Genomic DNA, 15,647 nt, shown 5'->3' on the forward strand with positions numbered 1-15,647 from the left:
GTGGCAGTTCCGAAGCGGAAGATGTCGCGCAGCAACACGCGCCACCGCCGTTCGCAGTGGAAGACCACGGCGACCACCCTCGTCGACTGCGCCAACCCCGCCTGCGACTCGAAGGTCGTCCCGCACCGTGCGTGCGGTGAGTGCGGCCAGTACGGCGCGCGCGGTGAGCGTCGACAGGTCCTCTGATCCTCAGGGCCACGAAGCCCTGAGGGAGGTGCTCGGCGTCCCCGACCTGGACGCCGATCTCCTCGAGCACGCCCTGACGCACCGCTCGTACGCGTACGAGAACGGCGGACTGCCCAACAACGAGCGCCTGGAGTTCCTGGGCGACTCGGTGCTGGGTCTCGTCGTCACGGACGCGCTCTTCACCAACCACCCCGACCTCGCCGAGGGGCGGCTCGCCAAGCTGCGGGCCGCCGTCGTGAGTGCCAAGGCGCTCGCCGAGGTCGCGCACACCCTCGACCTCGGCTCCCACATCCGTCTGGGCCGCGGCGAGGAGGCCACGGGCGGACGCAACAAGTCGTCGATCCTCTCCGACACCGTCGAGGCCGTCATCGGGGCGATCTACGTGCAGTTCGGCATCGAGCGTGCCTCGGAGGTCGTGCACACGGTCTTCGACCCGTTCATCGCCCGTGCCGCCGACCTGGGCGCGGGTCTGGACTGGAAGACCTCGCTGCAGGAGATCGCCGCCAACCACGACCTCGGCGTGCCGCGCTATGCGATCGAGAGCGAGGGCCCCGACCACGACAAGACGTTCGCGGCGGCCGTGCTCGTCGGGGACCGGCGGTACGAGGGCGGCACCGGTCGTTCCAAGAAGGAGGCCGAGCAGCAGGTCGCCGAGATCGCGTGGCGGGCCATCACGGCCGAGGTGAGCCCGGCCGACGCCGTCGAGGTCTGAGCGGTTCGTGCCTGAGCTGCCCGAGGTCGAGGTCGTCCGGCGGGGCCTGGACACCCATGTCGTCGGCCGCACGGTCACGGCCGTCACGGTGCACGACGTGCGCTCGCTGAAGCGCCACCTGCCCGGCGCCGCCGACTTCGTCCCGCGGCTCGTCGGCCGGCGCGTCGCGTCGGCGCGGCGTCGGGGCAAGTACCTGTGGCTGGTGCTCGACGGCGACGAGGCGCTGTTGTGCCACCTCGGCATGAGCGGGCAGATGCTCATCAGCGACGCCGACGCCCCCGCGCCCAGGCACCTGCGCATCGTGCTGGACCTGGACGACGGTCGGCAGCTGAGGTTCGTCGACCAGCGGATCTTCGGCGGCATGATGCTCGCCGACGTGGACGACGAGCAGGTCCCGACGACCATCGGCCACATCGCCCGCGACCCGCTCGACCCCTCGTTCGACCCCGACCTGTTCGCCGCGCGCCTGCGCCGACGCCGCACGGGCGTCAAGAGGGCGCTGCTGGACCAGACGCTCGTGTCGGGGGTCGGCAACATCTACGCCGACGAGTCGTTGTGGCGCGTGCCGCTGCACTACGCACGCGCCACCGAGAACCTGAGGGTGCGCGAGGTCGAGTCGCTGCTGGGCCACGTCGTCGACGTGATGGGTGAGGCGCTCGAGCAGGGCGGCACCTCCTTCGACGCGCTGTACGTGAACGTGAACGGCCAGAGCGGCTACTTCGACCGCTCCCTCGCCGCCTACGGCCAGGAGGGCGAGCCCTGCCCGCGCTGCGGCACCCCCATCCGCCGCGACGCGTTCATGAACCGCAGCTCCTTCACCTGCCCCCGCTGCCAGCCCCGCCCCCGCAACGGCCGCTTCTGACCCGGTCCGCGCCTCCGGGGTCGGACCAGCGATTCCCATCAGCTGATGGGAATCACGAGCTCACCTCGGTCTTCTGCGACTCGCCCCGGCGTGCCCGCAGAGGTGAGTGGGGGAGAACCAGGGTCAGTGCGGGCCTCAGCGTCCGTCGCGGGGGCCGAAGGTGGTGAGGGCCTCGACGTCGCCGGCTGGGCGGAGCAGCGTCTCCTCGGCCCAGGCCGCCACCCCCGACCAGCTCGACCCCGCCACGACGTCGCGCACCAGCTGGTCGTGGTCGAGGGCGGTCCGCCCGAACGTGACCTGCCCGCCCGACAGCACTGCCCAGCTCGCGCCGTCGTGCCCGTACGGGAGCCCGACGCTGCCGGGGTTCACGACCAGGCGACGGTCGACGAGCCGCAGGTACGGCATGTGGGTGTGGCCGCAGACGACCGTGCGGACGTCGTCGGGCAGGTCGACGAGCACCTCGGCCCACCGCTCGAGCCGGCTGTCGACGAGCACGACCTCCTGGTCGTCGCGGGGTGTGGCGTGGCAGAAGCGGACGGGACCGAACCCCTCGATCTCCAGCGTCACCTGCTCCGGCATCGCGTCGAGCAGCTCCTGGTGCGCCGCGGTCATCTGGCCGGCTCCCCACACGGAGAGGGGGTCGTCCGCGAGGCCGACGTCGATGCCGCGCGACATCTGCAGCAGCTCGCGGTCGGCATTGCCGCGCACCAGCAGGACCGCCGCACCGAGGCCCCGGAGCCGGTCGAGCACCTCGGCCGGCTGCGGCCCCCACGTGTGGTCGCCGGTGACGACGACGAGGTCGGCGTCGGCCACGCCCGGCTCGGCGAGCACGGCCTCCAGCGCGGGCAGCACGCCGTGGACGTCGGAGAGCACCGCGACCGTGGAGAGCACAACGACAGCCTGGCACGCCGTGCGCTGCCGCCGTGGCTGCACCACGCGGTAGCGTTCCCGCCGTGGAGAGTCCGTACGGCATCGAGTCGCGGGCGCGGGTCGTCGCGGAGCCGACGAAGCGGGCCGGACGCACCCCGTTCGAGCGCGACCGCGGACGCGTGGTGCACTCCGCGGCGCTGCGCAGGCTCTCGGCCAAGACCCAGGTGATGGGCGCCGGGTTCGACGACTTCGTCCGCAACCGGCTCACCCACACCCTCGAGGTCGCGCAGGTGGCGCGCGAGCTGGGCGCCACGCTCGGCTGCGACCCCGACGTCGTCGACTGCGCGGCCCTCTCGCACGACCTCGGGCACCCGCCGTTCGGTCACAACGGCGAGGTGGCCCTGGACCTGGCCGCTCGCGACGTCGGCGGGTTCGAGGGCAACGCCCAGACGCTGCGCATCCTCAGCCGGCTGGAGGCCAAGACGGTCGACGCCGACGGCCGGAGCGTGGGACTGAACCTCACGCGCGCGACCCTGGCTGCCTGCGTGAAGTACCCGTGGGCGCGCGGCGACGCGCCGGACGGCGGCCCGAAGTTCGGCGTCTACGCCGACGACCGGCCGATCTTCGACTGGCTGCGGCTCGGTGCTCCGGAGGGTCGACGCCCGGTCGAGGCGCAGGTGATGGACCTGGCCGACGACATCGCCTACTCCGTGCACGACGTGGAGGACGCCGTGGTGGGCGGGTGGTTCAGCCTGCTGCCCGGGCGTCTCGACCTGGCGAACGTCTACCACGTGGCGCGCGACTGGTACGACCCCGACGCCGACGACGACCGTCTCGGTGCGGCGCTCGAGCGACTGCGCGCGATGCCGGAGTGGCCGCGCGAGGACTTCGACGGGAGTCGTGAGGCGCACGCGGTGCTGAAGAGCCTGACCAGCGGGCTGATCGGCCGGTTCGCGGTGTCCGCGGAGAGAGCGACGGTCGAGCGCTGGGGGCCGGGCCCGCTCACCCGCTACGGCGCCGACCTGGAGGTGCCGGCCGACACCCGCGACGAGATCGTCGTGCTCAAGTCCATCGCGGCGCACTACGTGATGCGGTCGGACGACCGCGCTCGGCAGCTCACCGCCCAGCGCGAGGCGCTCGGCTCGCTCGTCGCGCTGCTGGTCGCCACGGGTGACGAGCACCTGGAGCCGGAGTTCCGCGCCGACCTCCTGCGTGCCGACGACGACGCGGCGCGCACCAGGGTCGTGATCGATCAGGTGGCCGGCCTGACCGACGTGTCGGCCCGGCTGTGGGCCGACCGGCTCCTCGGTTGACGGCCACGGCCTAGGATCGTCTCGTGGCGGGACTGATCAACGACGAGGACATCCAGCTCGTCCGTGAACGCGCCCGCATCGACGAGGTCGTCGAGCAGTACGTCACGCTGCGCCGGTCGGGCGGGACCATGAAGGGCCTGTGCCCGTTCCACGACGAGAAGACCCCGTCGTTCCACGCCAACCCCGCGCGCGGCACCTTCCACTGCTTCGGCTGCGGCGAGGGCGGCGACGCGATCGCCTTCATCCAGAAGATCGAGGGCCTGAGCTTCGTCGAGTCGATGGAGCGGTTGGCGGCCAAGTACGGCATCCAGCTGCGCTACGAGGAGGGCGAGTCGCGCGGGCCTCGTCGCGACCCCCAGCAGCGTCAGCGGCTCCTCGAGGCCCACCGCCTGGCCGGCGAGTTCTACGCGCAGACCCTCGCCTCGGCCCCCGAGGCGTCGCCGGGGCGCCAGTTCGTGACCGACCGTGGCTTCGACCAGCGCGCGGCCGAGACGTTCGCGATGGGCTGGGCCCCGAGGTCGGGCACCGCCCTCATCGCCCACCTCAAGGGCAAGGGCTTCACCGACGACGAGCTGGTGACCGGTGGGCTGGCCCGGCGCTCCAGCCGCGGGCTGTTCGACGCCTTCCAGGGCCGGCTGCTGTGGCCCATCCGCGAGATGACGAGCGAGATCATCGGGTTCGGTGCCCGGCGGATGTTCGAGGACGACTTCATGCAGGGCAAGTACGTGAACACGTCCGAGTCGCCGATCTACAAGAAGAGCCAGGTGCTCTACGGGGTCGACCTCGCACGGCGCCAGATCTCCTCGGAGAGCCGGGCCGTGGTGGTCGAGGGCTACACCGACGTGATGGCCTGCCACGAGGCCGGTGTGCGCACCGCCGTGGCCACCTGTGGCACGGCGTTCGGCGAGGGTCACGCCAAGGTGCTGCGACGCATCCTGCTCGACGACGGTGCGATGCACGGGGAGGTCGTGTTCACCTTCGACGGCGACGAGGCCGGCCAGCGTGCCGCGATGAAGGCCTTCGAGGGCGACCAGCAGTTCGCCGCGCAGACCTACGTCGCGGTGGAGCCGCGGGGGATGGACCCGTGCGACCTGCGTCTGGCCGACGGCGACGCCGGCGTGCGGGCACTCGTCGACGCGCGCATCCCGCTGTACCGGTTCGTGCTCGACAACGTGCTCACCCGGTACGACCTCGACCGCGCCGACCAGCGCGTCGACGCCGTGCGCGAGGCCGTCGGCCTGGCCACGTCCATCCGCGACAAGAGCAAGGTCGAGGAGTTCCTGCGCGAGGTGGCCACGCGCGTCGGGGTCGACGTCGACCAGGTGCGCACGGAGCACCGTCGGTACAAGCCGGCGGTCAAGCCGGAGCGTCGGGTGCCGACGCAGCAGGCCGAGACGCCCGCGCCGGCCCCGCCGCCGCAGCCCTTCGTCAGCTTCGGGGCGCGCCAGTTCGCCGACGAGCGCGAGGCGCTGAAGGCCCTCGCGCAGCACCCTCACCTGGCTCGCGTCCCGGCCGAGAGTCTCGACGACGACGACTTCACGCACCCGGTGGCACAGGAGATCTGGCGCACCATGCAGAAGGTCGGCCTGCCGGAGCAGACCGACCCCACGTTCGTGCCGCGGGTCTCCGACGCGCTGGTCTCCGACGACCTGCGCCGGGTGCTGAGCCTGGCCGCCATGGAGCCGTTGAGCTCCACCGAGGGTTCCACGGCGCGCGTGGTGACCGCGGTCATGGCCCGGCTCCGTCTGCTCACGGTGGGGCGTCTGGTGGAGGACCTGCGGTCCAAGCTGCAGCGCACCGACCCGGCGGAGCAGCCGGACGAGTACCGCGAGGTGTTCAGCCAGCTGCTCGCTCGCCAGGGCGAGTTCCGCGAGCTGCGCGACAAGACCTTCGGCGGCGAGTAGCTCCAGCGGCTCGTCCCCAGCCGCGGGTCGGGTCGGGAGTGGTCCCGCACCGCCGTCCACAGTCGCTCTGAGCACCCTGGATCCCTTCGTCTCCGCGCAGCACGGTGGAGCCATGGACCTGGTGCGTCGTCTCCTGCAGGAAGCGCCGCTGGCGCCGGGGGAGGAGCGACGGCTCGCGCTGGCGTCCCGCTCCGGCGACCTCCAGGCGCGCGAAGCGCTGGCGCGTGGCTCGTTGCGCCTGGCGGCGATGCGGGTGCGGGCCCTCGGATTCGGACCGGGCGAGATCGACGACGCCTTCCAGGTCGGCGCGATGGCCCTCCTGGCCGCCGCGGCCCGCTTCGACCCCGACCGCGGGGCCCGCCTTGCGACGTACGCCTGGCCATGGATCACCCGTGCGCTGCAGGAGCACCGCCGGGCCCGCCTCGAGGTGCCGCACGAGGTGGTGCCGGAGCCCGCGTCGGCCGCGTGTGGACCGGAGAGCCCGGCGGTCCTCGACGACCTCGCGGCCCTGACGACGCAGGAGCGCGACGTGCTCCTCCTGCGGTACGCGAGGGCTCCCGACGGGACCTGTCCGACGCCCTGGGCCGACGTGGCGCAGCACCTCGGCATGAGCGTCTCGACGGCACGACGCACGGGGGACCGGGCTGTGTCACGACTGCGCCAGGAGGTTGGTAGAGTATGCGATCGTGCTCCCCAAGTGGGAGCCATTCCCCCGTAGCTCAATTGGCAGAGCATTCGACTGTTAATCGAAGGGTTATTGGTTCGAGTCCAATCGGGGGAGCACGATGAGCCCGGCGTCCCACAGGACGGCGGGCTCTCTGCTTGTCAGGGCAGCGTGGTCGCGGTCTAGCGCCCCAGCAGGGCGTCGAGACCCACCGCGAAGGCGGCGGCCAGCCGCACGTCCACACGGGGGTCGGGGACCGAGACCTCGTAACGGTCACGCACCGACGCCGCGCGCTCGACCGACATCAGCGGTGATCCGGTGGCGTCGTCGACGACGTCGAAGTGGAAGCGCAGGAACGGCACGTCGGTGAAGCGCCGCAGCACGGCCACGAGCTGGCTGCGCTCCTGCCCGGTGCCCGTGAACCCGTCGCCCTCGAGGACGAACGTGGTGCGCATGAGGCTCTGGCCGAAGAGCTTGCGGAACGAGCCGAGCGAGGCGCCCTCGGCGTCGACCACGTCGTAGCCGCCACCGAGATCCATCACGTTGCGCGCCGTGAAGGAGAACGCGGGCCGGGTGCGCCCCTCGTCGGCGAAGAACGTCACCTTCTCCTTGAGGGCCATGCGCTTCTGCTCGGCGAAGCCGACGGGCGTGCCGTCGGAGGCGACCACCTCGTAGCGGTTGGTGGTCATCGCGAAGCGCTGCGCCACGGTGAACGAGGGGACGTGCTGCACGGAGGTCACGCTCGGAGCCTACGACGGCCGGGAGTGGTGCCGTGGCTCAACGCCACACCACGACGGCGATCAACACGGCCAAGAGCCCGAGGCTGACGACCCTGGACGCGACTCGGTGCGCGTCGAACCAGCGATCGAGACGGTTGTCCGGTTGGCGTCCCGTCCTCAAGCACCAGAAGATCCAAGCGAGGTTCACCGCGGCGAGCGCCCACATGGCGACGAACGCCCAGGTCGGCACGTCCGCTGATGTGTATGTCCAGGAGAAGGTGAACCAGGCCGCGAACACGACGGGCGGCAATGCCCTGCCCCAGGGGCTCCAGCCAGAGCCGCGGCCGACCCACCAGGTCGACGGCTGCTGCTGGCGGATCAGGTGCTCTTCGTCCATCCGGCTGCCTAGTCGCCCCAGGTCATCGAGACGACCTCGAAGGCGGCGCCGTGGGTCACGCCCAGGCGTGAACCGGTGGGGCGCGACATGCCCTCGAGGAACTCGGCGGCGTCGAAGTGCTCCCAGCCCAGCCCGTCGATGTAGGCACGGTGGGCCTCGAGCGAGGCGACGCCACGGTCGAAGGTGGCGGTGGTGTCGACGCCGTGCCCGGCGACGGGGGAGCCCGCCACCCAGACCTGACGGACGTCGCCCCACGGCTCGAGCCCATCGGTCAGCTGCTCGCGGTGGATCCACCGGTTCCCCGCGTCCTGCACGGCGTGGATGGTGGCCCGCCCCACGGCGATGTGGTCGGCCTGGTTGGGCGAGCTGCCGCCCCAGGTGTCGTGGTGGTTGCCGGTGACGACCACGTCGGGACGGTGCCGGCGCACCTGCTCGGCGATGGCGGCGCGCAGGGCGATCGTCGGCTCGACGACGCCGTCGGGGAAGCCGAGGAACTCCACGATGTCGACGCCGACCACGCGGGCGGACTCGACCTGCTCGGCCTCCCGCACCGTGCGGCACTCGTCCGGCGGGAGCGCGTCGATGCCGGCCTCGCCGCTGGTGACCATGCAGTAGACGACGGTCTTGCCCTGGTCCGTCCACCGGGCGACGGCAGCAGCGGCACCGAACTCGACGTCGTCGGGGTGGGCGACCACCACGAGAGCACGCTCCCAGTCCTCGTCGAGCGGCGTGAGCGGTGCAGGAGCGTCGTCGGCCATGGCCTCAGGCTACGTCCGAGGCCTACGCTCGGGCCATGGCTGAGCAGGAGTGGCCCACGAAGGGTCCCGCGTCGTACTTCCCGTCGATCGAGAAGACCTACGGGAAGTCAATCGACCACTGGATGGGCGTCATCAGCGCGCTGGGCGACGTGAGGCACATGGAGAAGGTGGCGGCGCTGAAGTCCGAGCACGGCCTCGGGCACGGCCACGCGAACGCGCTCGTGGCGTGGCACAAGGAGCACCACGCGTCCTAGGTGCCCGAGACGAGGACGGCCTCGCCGGGTGTTGGTGCACCACGGCGAGGCCTTGACCTGAAGTCCTCTAGATAGGGAGGAGCAACGGGCCCACGACGACTTTACCGCGACGCGTCGGCGTCTTCCGGCGCGGGAGTCGCGCCCGGTCCGGGCGGGAGGGCGCTCACCCTGGCGACGAGGCGTTCGAGGGGTCCGCGGCCGACGAGCGCCACCCAGCCGGTCGCGATCACGACCATCGCGAGCGACGTCCAGCCCCACAAGGTGTTGGTGGGGTCGTCGTAGCCGCCGAACGGGCCGCCGGCGAGGCCCACCGCCAGGAGCAGGTGCCCCGTGTACGCGGTCAGCGGCATCGAGCCCAGCGCTGCGAGCGGGAGCAGCAGCAGCCGCAGCGGTCGCGCGAGGAGCAGGCTGAGCCCGGTGACGGCCACGGCGAAGCCGCCGGACCCGACGATCTCGGGCGCCCCGCCCGTGTGAGGCTTGTACTGCATCGCCGTGCTCCACACGCGCTCGATCTCGTCGGACTCCCGCAGACGGGTGAGGTAGCCGGGCTCGTTCGTCGCGTTGCCGTCCTCGTCGGTGTAGTCCGGTCCGAAGAGGTAGGCGACGGGCTCGTCCCGGTCCGACCCGATGAGGTGGCCGGCCCCGTACCCGAACGCGGCGAGCACGATCCCGCCGAGCAGCAGCGCGGCGCCGGTGCGGACGTCGGTGAGCTGCAGCCGTCCGATCGCCATCCCGGCGAGGAGCATGGCAAGCCAGGCCGTGACGGGGTACAGCCCGAAGAGCGTCAGGTTGAGCCCTGGACCGTAGGCGTCGAGGCTCAGGGCGTGCAGCAGGGCCACCACGAAGGGGCCGAGGACGGCCAGTGACGCCGACACGACCCAGAGTCGACGTGTGGTCCAGTGCAGCACGAGGGTGGAGAGGACGAACAGGATCCCGTACAGCGGGAGGATGACGGCCACGCCGGTGTTCAGCAGCTCGATCACCAGGCCGATCGCCAGCACCGCGAGGCCGCGGCGCACGAGGGTCACTTGCAGACGGTGGTCGTCCCGACGCACCCTGCCGCGGCTGATGAGCGTGATGGAGACGCCGGCGAGCATCGCGAACAGCAGCGACGAGCGACCGTCGACGAGGCCGTCCCAGGTCGACGGGTCCGACCAGGTGACGTCGTCGGGGGTGTCCCCGAGGTGGGCTCCGACCATGCCGAGCACGGCGAGTCCTCGCGCCACGTCGATCCCGAGGAGTCGCGGCGGGCGCCCGAACGCCCGCAGTCGCTGCACCGGACCCACACGCCGGCGTGACGTCGTGCTCTCGTCGACCACGGTCGTCGTCACCTCACTGCCTCGTCCCTGACACGCCTGGGCAGAGCATGCACCACCAAGGTGCGACGAAGGCGCAGGCACGACCGGGCCCGCAGCGTCGGGCCGGACCTTCTCATACGTCAGCAACCGCTGTACTGTTCAGCGCATGCTGACGCTCGAGAGCCAGGTCGACGTGATGGCGCGGCTCGGTCGCGCCCTGGCCGATCCGACCCGTGGCCGCATCCTCCTCGCGCTGGCTGAGAGTCCTCGGTACCCGGCCGCCCTCGCCGGCGACCTCGGCCTCACGCGCTCCAACGTCTCCAACCATCTCGCGTGCCTTCGTGGGTGCGGCCTCGTCGTCGCCACGCCGCAGGGTCGCCACATGCGCTACGAGCTCGCCGACGTGCGTCTGCGCGACGTGCTGGCGCTGGTCTTCGAGCTCGAGCTCGTCGTCGAGTGCGCCGACGACTGCACGCCTGACGCAGGACCTGTCGCGTGAGCGTCTCCGTCGATCTCCTCGCGCCGGGGCGGCGAGCCGTCCTCGTCCGGAGGGTGCAGGTTCTCGTCGCGTGCACCATCGCCTACAACGTGGTCGAGGCCGTCGTCGCGCTGGTGTCCGGAGCCGCCGCCTCCTCGATCGCCCTCGTCGGCTTCGGCCTCGACTCCGTCGTGGAGGTGGCCTCGGCGGTCGCCGTCGCCTGGCAGTTCTCGGCGAGGACGGACGCCTCGCGCGAGGCACGGGAGCGTCGGGCGCTGCGGGTCATCGCCATCTCGTTCTTCGCCCTGGCGACCTTGGTCACGGTCGGTGCCGTGAGCGCTCTCCTCGGCGCCTCGGAGCCGCAGCACTCCACCGCGGGGATCACGATCGCCGCGCTCAGCCTCGCCATCATGCCCGCGCTCTCCTGGGCCCAGCGGCGCGCCGGCCGTGAGCTCGGCTCGGTCACGGCGGTGGCGGACTCCCGACAGACGCTCCTGTGCACCTACCTCTCCGGCGTGCTCCTGGTCGGACTGGTGTTCAACAGCGTCTGGGGGCTCGGGTGGGCAGACTCCGTCGCAGCCCTGGTGATCGCGGCCGTTGCCGTGAAGGAGGGGCGCGAGGCGTGGCGGGGCGAGACCTGCTGCGGGCCGGCGGCGTCGCTGGACGCGACGTCGAGCGAGAGCTGTTCGGACGGGTGCTGCGCACCACCGCCGGGATGAGACCCGCGACGCACGTGTGGGTCGCGATGCGTGGTGGGGCGGGTGGGGCTCGAACCCACGACCCAAGGATTATGAGTCCTCTGCTCTGACCGGCTGAGCTACCGCCCCGGGACGCACAGCCTAGCGAGACGGCACACTGGGGCCATGACCGACGCCGTGATCGCCGACCTCGACGGAACGCTGGTCGACGTGTCCTCGATCCGCCACCTGGTGGAGGGGGAGGAGCGCGACTTCCACGCCTTCCACGCGGCGTCCAAGGACTGCCCGCCGAGGCCCGAGGTGGTCGACGCCGTGCGTGCCGCGCACGCGGCGGGTCGTGCCGTCCTGGTGGTCACGTCGCGCGAGTTCATCTGGCGCGACCTCACCCTCGACTGGCTGGCTCAGCACGACGTCCCGTACGACCAGCTCGTCATGCGCATCGTCGGTGACTACCGGCCCGACCACGTGGTGAAGGCCGAGATGCTCGACACCCTCGAGGCCGACGGCTTCGCGGTGCTCGAGGCGTGGGAGGACAGCGACGACATCGTCGAGCTGTGGCGCTCGCGCGGCGTCGCGGTCCACGTCGTGGACTGAGCCGGCCTACAGGCCGAACGTCGGTCGCTCGTCGACGGGCACGAGGTCGAGGTGCTCGGGGTGGTCGCGGATCACCTTGGGCACGAACGGGCAGTAGGGGAGCACCTGGCCGCCCCGCTCGGAGATCTGCTCCAGTGCCCCCACGATCAGCTGGGAGCCGATGCCGCGACCTTCGAACGCCGGCAGCACGCGTGTGTGGGGAAGGGCGTAGACGTCGCCGTCGACGCGGTAGTCGACCCAGCCCGCGAGATCACCGTCGACGGTGATCTCGAAGCGTGACGACGACGGGTTGTCCAGCACCTCGGTGGTCATGGAGCCATCGTCACACGACTCGCCTCTCTCGGCGCGCGACGCTCCAGACCGGCGGAAACCCGTACCAGTGGTGCGCGAGGGGCTCATGGGGCTAGCATGGTCACGACGCGGAACGATGACGCGTGGCTCCGTGAGGTCGCTGGGGAAGGCGGATCTCGAGCTAGGAGGCACGATGAGCATCCCCACCCGTGGAGTTCTGTATGTCCACTCCGCGCCCTCGGCCCTGTGCCCACACGTCGAGTGGGCCGCTGCCGGCGTGCTCGGCGGCTCCGTCGACCTCGACTGGCAGCCGCAGCCCGCGGAGGCGGGGACCTACCGCGCCGAGCTGTCCTGGCAGGCCCCGGCGGGCTCGGCTGCCTCCATCGCCTCGGCGATGCGCGGCTGGGACCGCCTGCGCTTCGAGGTCACCGAGGAGCCGACCGCCTCGAGCGAGGGCGCGCGCTTCTCGTGCACGCCGGGCCTCGGCATCTTCCACGCGATGACGGGCCTGCACGGCGACGTGCTCATCCCCGAGGACCGCATCAAGGCGTTCCGGGTCAAGGCCGCGCTGGGCGAGATCACGATGGACGAGGCACTCGACGGACTGCTGGGCGTCAAGTGGGACGCCGAGCTCGAGCCGTTCCGCCACGCGGGCGAGGGCGCTCCCGTGCGCTGGCTCCACCAGGTGGTCTGAGCCGCTCGCGACGCCAGGTCAGCCGATCGTCACCTTGGCGGACGGCGACTCGGTGTCGCTGCCCTCGTGCACGACGCGGAACTCTCGCTCGCCGGTGCGCGACGTGTAGATCTTCGTCTCGAAGCGGCCACCGTCGCGGGTCTGCACCGAGACCGGGAAGTCGTCCCAGCTGCCGCCGGGGTCGCGCACCTGCACCTGGAGCACCTCGCCGTCGTCGAGCGAGGGGAAGCGGCCGGAGATGGTGAAGCGCTGACCGGGTGCCACGCGATCGCTCTCGACGGAGAACGTCGGCTTCTCCTCCTGGTCGTCGGTGGTGGCCGTGGGAGTGGGGGTGGGCGTGGGCGTGGCCGACGGGGTCGCGCTGGGCGTGGGCGAGGTGATGGGGGGCAGGTCCACGCCACCGAGGCCGGTGGCCCGCACCACGGTGGCTCCGGCGAAGCCGAGCGCGCCACCGATGGCCAGACCTGCGACCACGAACCAGAGTGCGAGGCGCCAGAAGGCGTCGGTGCGTCCGCGGCCGCCCTCGTCGTCCGTGCGCGACTTCTCCCGCGCGGGTGGGCGTCCCTCGGAGGCGAGCGAGACCGGCGCCGTGGGTGTGCGGCGCCCCCGTGCCGTGCCGGGCCGGTGGTCGACCACGGCGGCGACGGCGTCGGCCACGGTCACGAGCCCGTCGACCGTCTCGTCGGCGAGATGGAGCCCGAAGCGACGTCCGAGCTCGTCGGCCACCTCGACGGCGGCGAGCGAGTCGACCCCGAGGTCGTCGAGCCGAGCGTCGTCGGTGACCTGCTCAGGAGTGCAGTCGACGACGCTGACGAGGATGTCGGTCAGCTGTGCGCGGACCTCGGCGGGGGTGGGCACGCCCCGAGTCTAACGAGGCGCACGTCATGGTCCGATGCGGCGCGGCCGAACCCGCGCACCTCCTACGATGGCCGGATGGACCGGGGAGACGAGCTGCAGTTCGTGGTCGTGCACGGCTACCGGCGCGCCTACCGGCGTCGCGGCTCCGGACCCGCCCTCCTGCTGCTCCACGGCCTGGGGTGCGAGTCGTCCACGTGGGAGCCGGTGATCGACGCCCTCGCCGAGCACTACACGGTCATCGCCCCCGACCTGCTCGGGCACGGTGAGTCCGACAAGCCCGACGCCGACTACTCGCTCGGCGGGTACGCGAACGGGATGCGCGACCTGCTCACCATCCTCGGGATCGAGAAGGTCACCGTCGTCGGCCACAGCTTCGGTGGTGGTGTGGCCATGCAGTTCGCCTACCAGTACCCGGACCGCACGGAGCGGATCGCGCTCGTCTCCTCCGGCGGACTGGGTCGGGAGGTCTCCCCGCTCATCCGCTTCCTGACCCTGCCGGGCAGCGGCACCGCGCTCTCGGTGGCCACGTTCCGACCGTGGCGCCGTGCCGTCGCAGCGGGCATGCGGGGGCTGTCGCGCACCGGTCTGGCGCCTCTGCGCGACCTCGGCGAGGTCGCCGCGATCTACGAGTCGTTCGCCGATCCTCGCGCCCGCCAGGCGGTGCAGCGCGTCACCAGCCACGTGCTGGACTGGCGCGGCCAGTACGTCACGATGACCGACCGCACCTACCTCGCGCGGATCGTCCCGGTGCTCGTCGTCTGGGGCGCCGACGACCACGTCATCCCGGCCGCGCACGCCGACATCGCCCGCCAGCAGGCGTGGTCGGACGTGCACGTGCTCCCGCACTCCGGGCACTTCCCGCACCGCGACCACCCGGGGGAGTTCGCCCGCCTGCTGCACGAGTTCGTCCGCGACACCGAGCCGGCCGCCTACCGGCGCGGCACGTGGCGCTCGATGCTGCGCCAGGGTCAGCCGGCGGTGGAGCCCGAGGCGTCCGACGGTCCGGGTGCGGTCACCGTGGCCGGCTGATCGGCCACCTCGGCCAGACGTCGCCTTCGCCGTCGTCCGCGGTTGCCCGACGCCCAGGCGCCGAGGGACACCGACGCCCAGCCGATGGCGATGCCGGCGACGTCGTCGGCGAGGTAGTGCCAGCCGAAGTAGATGGTCGCCAGCACGGTGACCACGAAGAACGCCCACGTGATCACGCGGATGGCGAGCTTCTGCCCCGTCCGCTGCATGAACAGCGCGGCCGTGAAGGTGACCGACACGTGCAGCGACGCGAACCCCGCGACGCCGTGGATCTTCTCGCTGGCCCAGGGGTCGGTGAGTACGTCGACCCGGTTGCGGAACAGAGATCGTTGCAGCTCGGTCACGTCGGTGGCGGCGAGGTCCCAGTACATCGACGGCTGCGCGAACGCCGGGCCGAGCGTCGGCAGCGCGTAGTAGCTGATCACGCCGAGGATCCAGTTGAGGCACAGGGCCGTCGCGTACCAGGCACCGATCGAGAAGTCGCGGTTCAGCACGAGGAACGCGCCGAGGGTGATCGGGATCAGCGGCAGGTAGGCGATGTAGGCGAACGACAGCACGTGGGCCATCACGTCGGTGCCCAGGAGGTCGTGCAGGACCGTCGCGGGGTTGTGGCCGAACATCAGCCAGTGGTCGAGCTCGAGCAGCTGGCGGTCGAACAGCACGCCCTCGCGGTACGTGGGCAGGTAGCTCTTGAGGTTGCGGTAGCTGACGTAGCTCGCGTAGAAGGAGATCAGGCCGGTCGCGATGTAGCCGACCCGCTTGAGGGTCCACTCCTCACGGACGACCTCGCGCGCCCCCTGCGGGATCTGCTTCCAGCCCCGGCGCCGCACCGCAGCGGGCACGATGCCCGCCGCGAAGAACAGCAGGGCCAGGGCGGGCAGGCGCACGTAGGCGGGGCCGAGGAAGCCCTCGGGGTCCTTCATCGGAAGGCCGAGGTACCACGACGAGAACACCGCGGCGCCCGTCACGGCCACGGACAGAGCGACCGCGAACGTGTAGGGCCACTTGAGCATGCCGAACATCCTAGGGTGCCCCAACTTGGATTTACCTGAGACGTCGGTCGCTCCG

General features: G+C 71.6%; 20 protein-coding genes and 2 tRNA genes. 13 read left to right on the top strand and 9 right to left on the bottom strand.

All coding sequences use genetic code 11. The annotated features are described in order from the left end of the window. Genes rpmF through mutM form a run of 3 tightly spaced genes read left to right on the top strand, consistent with a single transcriptional unit; the run spans position 1 to position 1,760 of the window. On the top strand, positions 1-186 hold the full coding sequence (gene rpmF / locus NBW76_RS08180) for a 50S ribosomal protein L32 (RefSeq protein ID WP_055965465.1): 186 nt from the start codon (positions 1-3) through the stop codon (positions 184-186). Then, entirely contained in the window at positions 164-898 is a 735-nt protein-coding gene (gene rnc, locus NBW76_RS08185) for a ribonuclease III (protein ID WP_156364829.1), read from the top strand. The genes rpmF and rnc overlap by 23 nt, the downstream gene beginning before the upstream one ends. A 7-nt stretch (positions 899-905) precedes the next feature. Next, positions 906-1,760 (top strand): bifunctional DNA-formamidopyrimidine glycosylase/DNA-(apurinic or apyrimidinic site) lyase, encoded by an 855-nt coding sequence (gene mutM / locus NBW76_RS08190; protein WP_055965468.1) that lies wholly within the window; start codon positions 906-908, stop codon positions 1,758-1,760. A 135-nt stretch (positions 1,761-1,895) separates the two neighbouring features. On the opposite strand, the gene NBW76_RS08195 is transcribed toward mutM, so the two are convergent. Next, on the bottom strand, positions 1,896-2,651 hold the full coding sequence (locus NBW76_RS08195) for a metallophosphoesterase (protein ID WP_055965471.1): 756 nt from the start codon (positions 2,649-2,651) through the stop codon (positions 1,896-1,898). Between the two features lie 62 nt (positions 2,652-2,713). Between NBW76_RS08195 and NBW76_RS08200 the strand changes: the two genes are divergently transcribed. The 4 genes from NBW76_RS08200 (at position 2,714) to NBW76_RS08215 (ending at position 6,628) form a co-directional block, all read left to right on the top strand. Further along, positions 2,714-3,943 carry a deoxyguanosinetriphosphate triphosphohydrolase gene (locus NBW76_RS08200; protein WP_055965474.1) on the top strand — a complete coding sequence of 410 codons (1,230 nt, stop codon included), beginning with the start codon at positions 2,714-2,716 and terminating at the stop codon, positions 3,941-3,943. Between the two features lie 23 nt (positions 3,944-3,966). Further along, positions 3,967-5,847 (top strand): DNA primase, encoded by a 1,881-nt coding sequence (gene dnaG, locus NBW76_RS08205; protein ID WP_055965478.1) that lies wholly within the window; start codon positions 3,967-3,969, stop codon positions 5,845-5,847. Between the two features lie 112 nt (positions 5,848-5,959). Next, positions 5,960-6,565: a sigma-70 family RNA polymerase sigma factor gene (locus tag NBW76_RS08210; protein ID WP_082481975.1), complete on the top strand. Its 606-nt coding sequence runs from the start codon at positions 5,960-5,962 to the stop codon at positions 6,563-6,565. Continuing rightward, positions 6,556-6,628: transfer RNA gene (locus NBW76_RS08215), tRNA-Asn, on the top strand. Before NBW76_RS08210 ends, NBW76_RS08215 begins: the two co-directional genes overlap by 10 nt. A gap of 65 nt (positions 6,629-6,693) precedes the next feature. On the opposite strand, the gene NBW76_RS08220 is transcribed toward NBW76_RS08215, so the two are convergent. Genes NBW76_RS08220 through NBW76_RS08230 form a run of 3 tightly spaced genes read right to left on the bottom strand, consistent with a single transcriptional unit; the run spans position 6,694 to position 8,385 of the window. Then, positions 6,694-7,251, bottom strand: coding sequence for a hypothetical protein (locus tag NBW76_RS08220; RefSeq protein ID WP_056576171.1), 558 nt, complete (start codon positions 7,249-7,251; stop codon positions 6,694-6,696). A gap of 37 nt (positions 7,252-7,288) precedes the next feature. Continuing rightward, positions 7,289-7,627 (bottom strand): hypothetical protein, encoded by a 339-nt coding sequence (locus tag NBW76_RS08225; RefSeq protein WP_056555420.1) that lies wholly within the window; start codon positions 7,625-7,627, stop codon positions 7,289-7,291. A gap of 8 nt (positions 7,628-7,635) precedes the next feature. Continuing rightward, positions 7,636-8,385 (bottom strand): PIG-L deacetylase family protein, encoded by a 750-nt coding sequence (locus NBW76_RS08230; protein ID WP_056555423.1) that lies wholly within the window; start codon positions 8,383-8,385, stop codon positions 7,636-7,638. A 35-nt stretch (positions 8,386-8,420) separates the two neighbouring features. On the opposite strand from NBW76_RS08230, the gene NBW76_RS08235 reads away from it, so the two are divergent. Continuing rightward, entirely contained in the window at positions 8,421-8,639 is a 219-nt protein-coding gene (locus NBW76_RS08235) for a DUF4287 domain-containing protein (protein WP_056555426.1), read from the top strand. A 101-nt stretch (positions 8,640-8,740) separates the two neighbouring features. Here the strand turns inward: NBW76_RS08235 and NBW76_RS08240 are convergent, their stop codons facing one another. Continuing rightward, complete coding sequence (locus NBW76_RS08240) at positions 8,741-9,970, bottom strand: heparan-alpha-glucosaminide N-acetyltransferase domain-containing protein (protein WP_056555429.1); 1,230 nt, start codon at positions 9,968-9,970, stop codon at positions 8,741-8,743. A gap of 133 nt (positions 9,971-10,103) precedes the next feature. Here NBW76_RS08240 and NBW76_RS08245 point away from each other — a divergent pair, with 133 nt between their 5' ends. Both NBW76_RS08245 and NBW76_RS08250 read left to right on the top strand, forming a co-directional pair. Beyond that, entirely contained in the window at positions 10,104-10,436 is a 333-nt protein-coding gene (locus NBW76_RS08245) for a helix-turn-helix transcriptional regulator (RefSeq protein WP_056555431.1), read from the top strand. Next, positions 10,433-11,134, top strand: coding sequence for a cation transporter (locus NBW76_RS08250; RefSeq protein WP_056555433.1), 702 nt, complete (start codon positions 10,433-10,435; stop codon positions 11,132-11,134). Before NBW76_RS08245 ends, NBW76_RS08250 begins: the two co-directional genes overlap by 4 nt. A gap of 31 nt (positions 11,135-11,165) precedes the next feature. On the opposite strand, the gene NBW76_RS08255 is transcribed toward NBW76_RS08250, so the two are convergent. Then, positions 11,166-11,242, bottom strand: a tRNA-Ile gene (locus tag NBW76_RS08255). Between the two features lie 36 nt (positions 11,243-11,278). Between NBW76_RS08255 and NBW76_RS08260 the strand changes: the two genes are divergently transcribed. After that, on the top strand, positions 11,279-11,707 hold the full coding sequence (locus tag NBW76_RS08260) for a hypothetical protein (RefSeq protein WP_055965518.1): 429 nt from the start codon (positions 11,279-11,281) through the stop codon (positions 11,705-11,707). A gap of 6 nt (positions 11,708-11,713) precedes the next feature. Here NBW76_RS08260 and NBW76_RS08265 read toward each other — a convergent pair whose 3' ends face one another. After that, on the bottom strand, positions 11,714-12,019 hold the full coding sequence (locus NBW76_RS08265) for a GNAT family N-acetyltransferase (RefSeq protein WP_056555437.1): 306 nt from the start codon (positions 12,017-12,019) through the stop codon (positions 11,714-11,716). Positions 12,020-12,197: 178 nt separating this feature from the next. Here NBW76_RS08265 and NBW76_RS08270 point away from each other — a divergent pair, with 178 nt between their 5' ends. Further along, entirely contained in the window at positions 12,198-12,692 is a 495-nt protein-coding gene (locus NBW76_RS08270; protein ID WP_082481999.1) for a DUF3145 domain-containing protein, read from the top strand. 18 nt (positions 12,693-12,710) lie between these two features. Here the strand turns inward: NBW76_RS08270 and NBW76_RS08275 are convergent, their stop codons facing one another. Further along, the gene (locus NBW76_RS08275; protein WP_056555439.1) at positions 12,711-13,550 is read right to left on the bottom strand and encodes an acyl carrier protein; all 840 of its coding nucleotides are present in this window, start codon (positions 13,548-13,550) and stop codon (positions 12,711-12,713) included. 75 nt (positions 13,551-13,625) lie between these two features. Between NBW76_RS08275 and NBW76_RS08280 the strand changes: the two genes are divergently transcribed. Beyond that, positions 13,626-14,579 (top strand): alpha/beta fold hydrolase, encoded by a 954-nt coding sequence (locus NBW76_RS08280; RefSeq protein ID WP_055965526.1) that lies wholly within the window; start codon positions 13,626-13,628, stop codon positions 14,577-14,579. Here the strand turns inward: NBW76_RS08280 and NBW76_RS08285 are convergent. Further along, on the bottom strand, positions 14,519-15,592 hold the full coding sequence (locus tag NBW76_RS08285) for a phosphatase PAP2 family protein (RefSeq protein WP_055966427.1): 1,074 nt from the start codon (positions 15,590-15,592) through the stop codon (positions 14,519-14,521). The two genes, NBW76_RS08280 and NBW76_RS08285, sit on opposite strands and share 61 nt — an antisense overlap. Between the last annotated feature and the right edge of the window lie 55 nt (positions 15,593-15,647).

Source organism: Aeromicrobium sp. Leaf245 (assembly GCF_942548115.1).
Classification (GTDB): Bacteria; Actinomycetota; Actinomycetes; order Propionibacteriales; family Nocardioidaceae; genus Aeromicrobium.

What these genes read in the sequence shown, in the direction of transcription:
- NBW76_RS08285 (WP_055966427.1), bottom strand. Translation starts at nt 15,592, where the DNA reads ATGCTCAAGTGGCCCTACACGTTCGCGGTCGCTCTGTCCGTGGCCGTG.
- NBW76_RS08260 (WP_055965518.1), top strand. Translation starts at nt 11,279, where the DNA reads ATGACCGACGCCGTGATCGCCGACCTCGACGGAACGCTGGTCGACGTG.
- NBW76_RS08245 (WP_056555431.1), top strand. Translation starts at nt 10,104, where the DNA reads ATGCTGACGCTCGAGAGCCAGGTCGACGTGATGGCGCGGCTCGGTCGC.
- NBW76_RS08230 (WP_056555423.1), bottom strand. Translation starts at nt 8,385, where the DNA reads ATGGCCGACGACGCTCCTGCACCGCTCACGCCGCTCGACGAGGACTGG.
- NBW76_RS08280 (WP_055965526.1), top strand. Translation starts at nt 13,626, where the DNA reads ATGGACCGGGGAGACGAGCTGCAGTTCGTGGTCGTGCACGGCTACCGG.
- NBW76_RS08235 (WP_056555426.1), top strand. Translation starts at nt 8,421, where the DNA reads ATGGCTGAGCAGGAGTGGCCCACGAAGGGTCCCGCGTCGTACTTCCCG.
- NBW76_RS08210 (WP_082481975.1), top strand. Translation starts at nt 5,960, where the DNA reads ATGGACCTGGTGCGTCGTCTCCTGCAGGAAGCGCCGCTGGCGCCGGGG.
- NBW76_RS08265 (WP_056555437.1), bottom strand. Translation starts at nt 12,019, where the DNA reads ATGACCACCGAGGTGCTGGACAACCCGTCGTCGTCACGCTTCGAGATC.
- NBW76_RS08225 (WP_056555420.1), bottom strand. Translation starts at nt 7,627, where the DNA reads ATGGACGAAGAGCACCTGATCCGCCAGCAGCAGCCGTCGACCTGGTGG.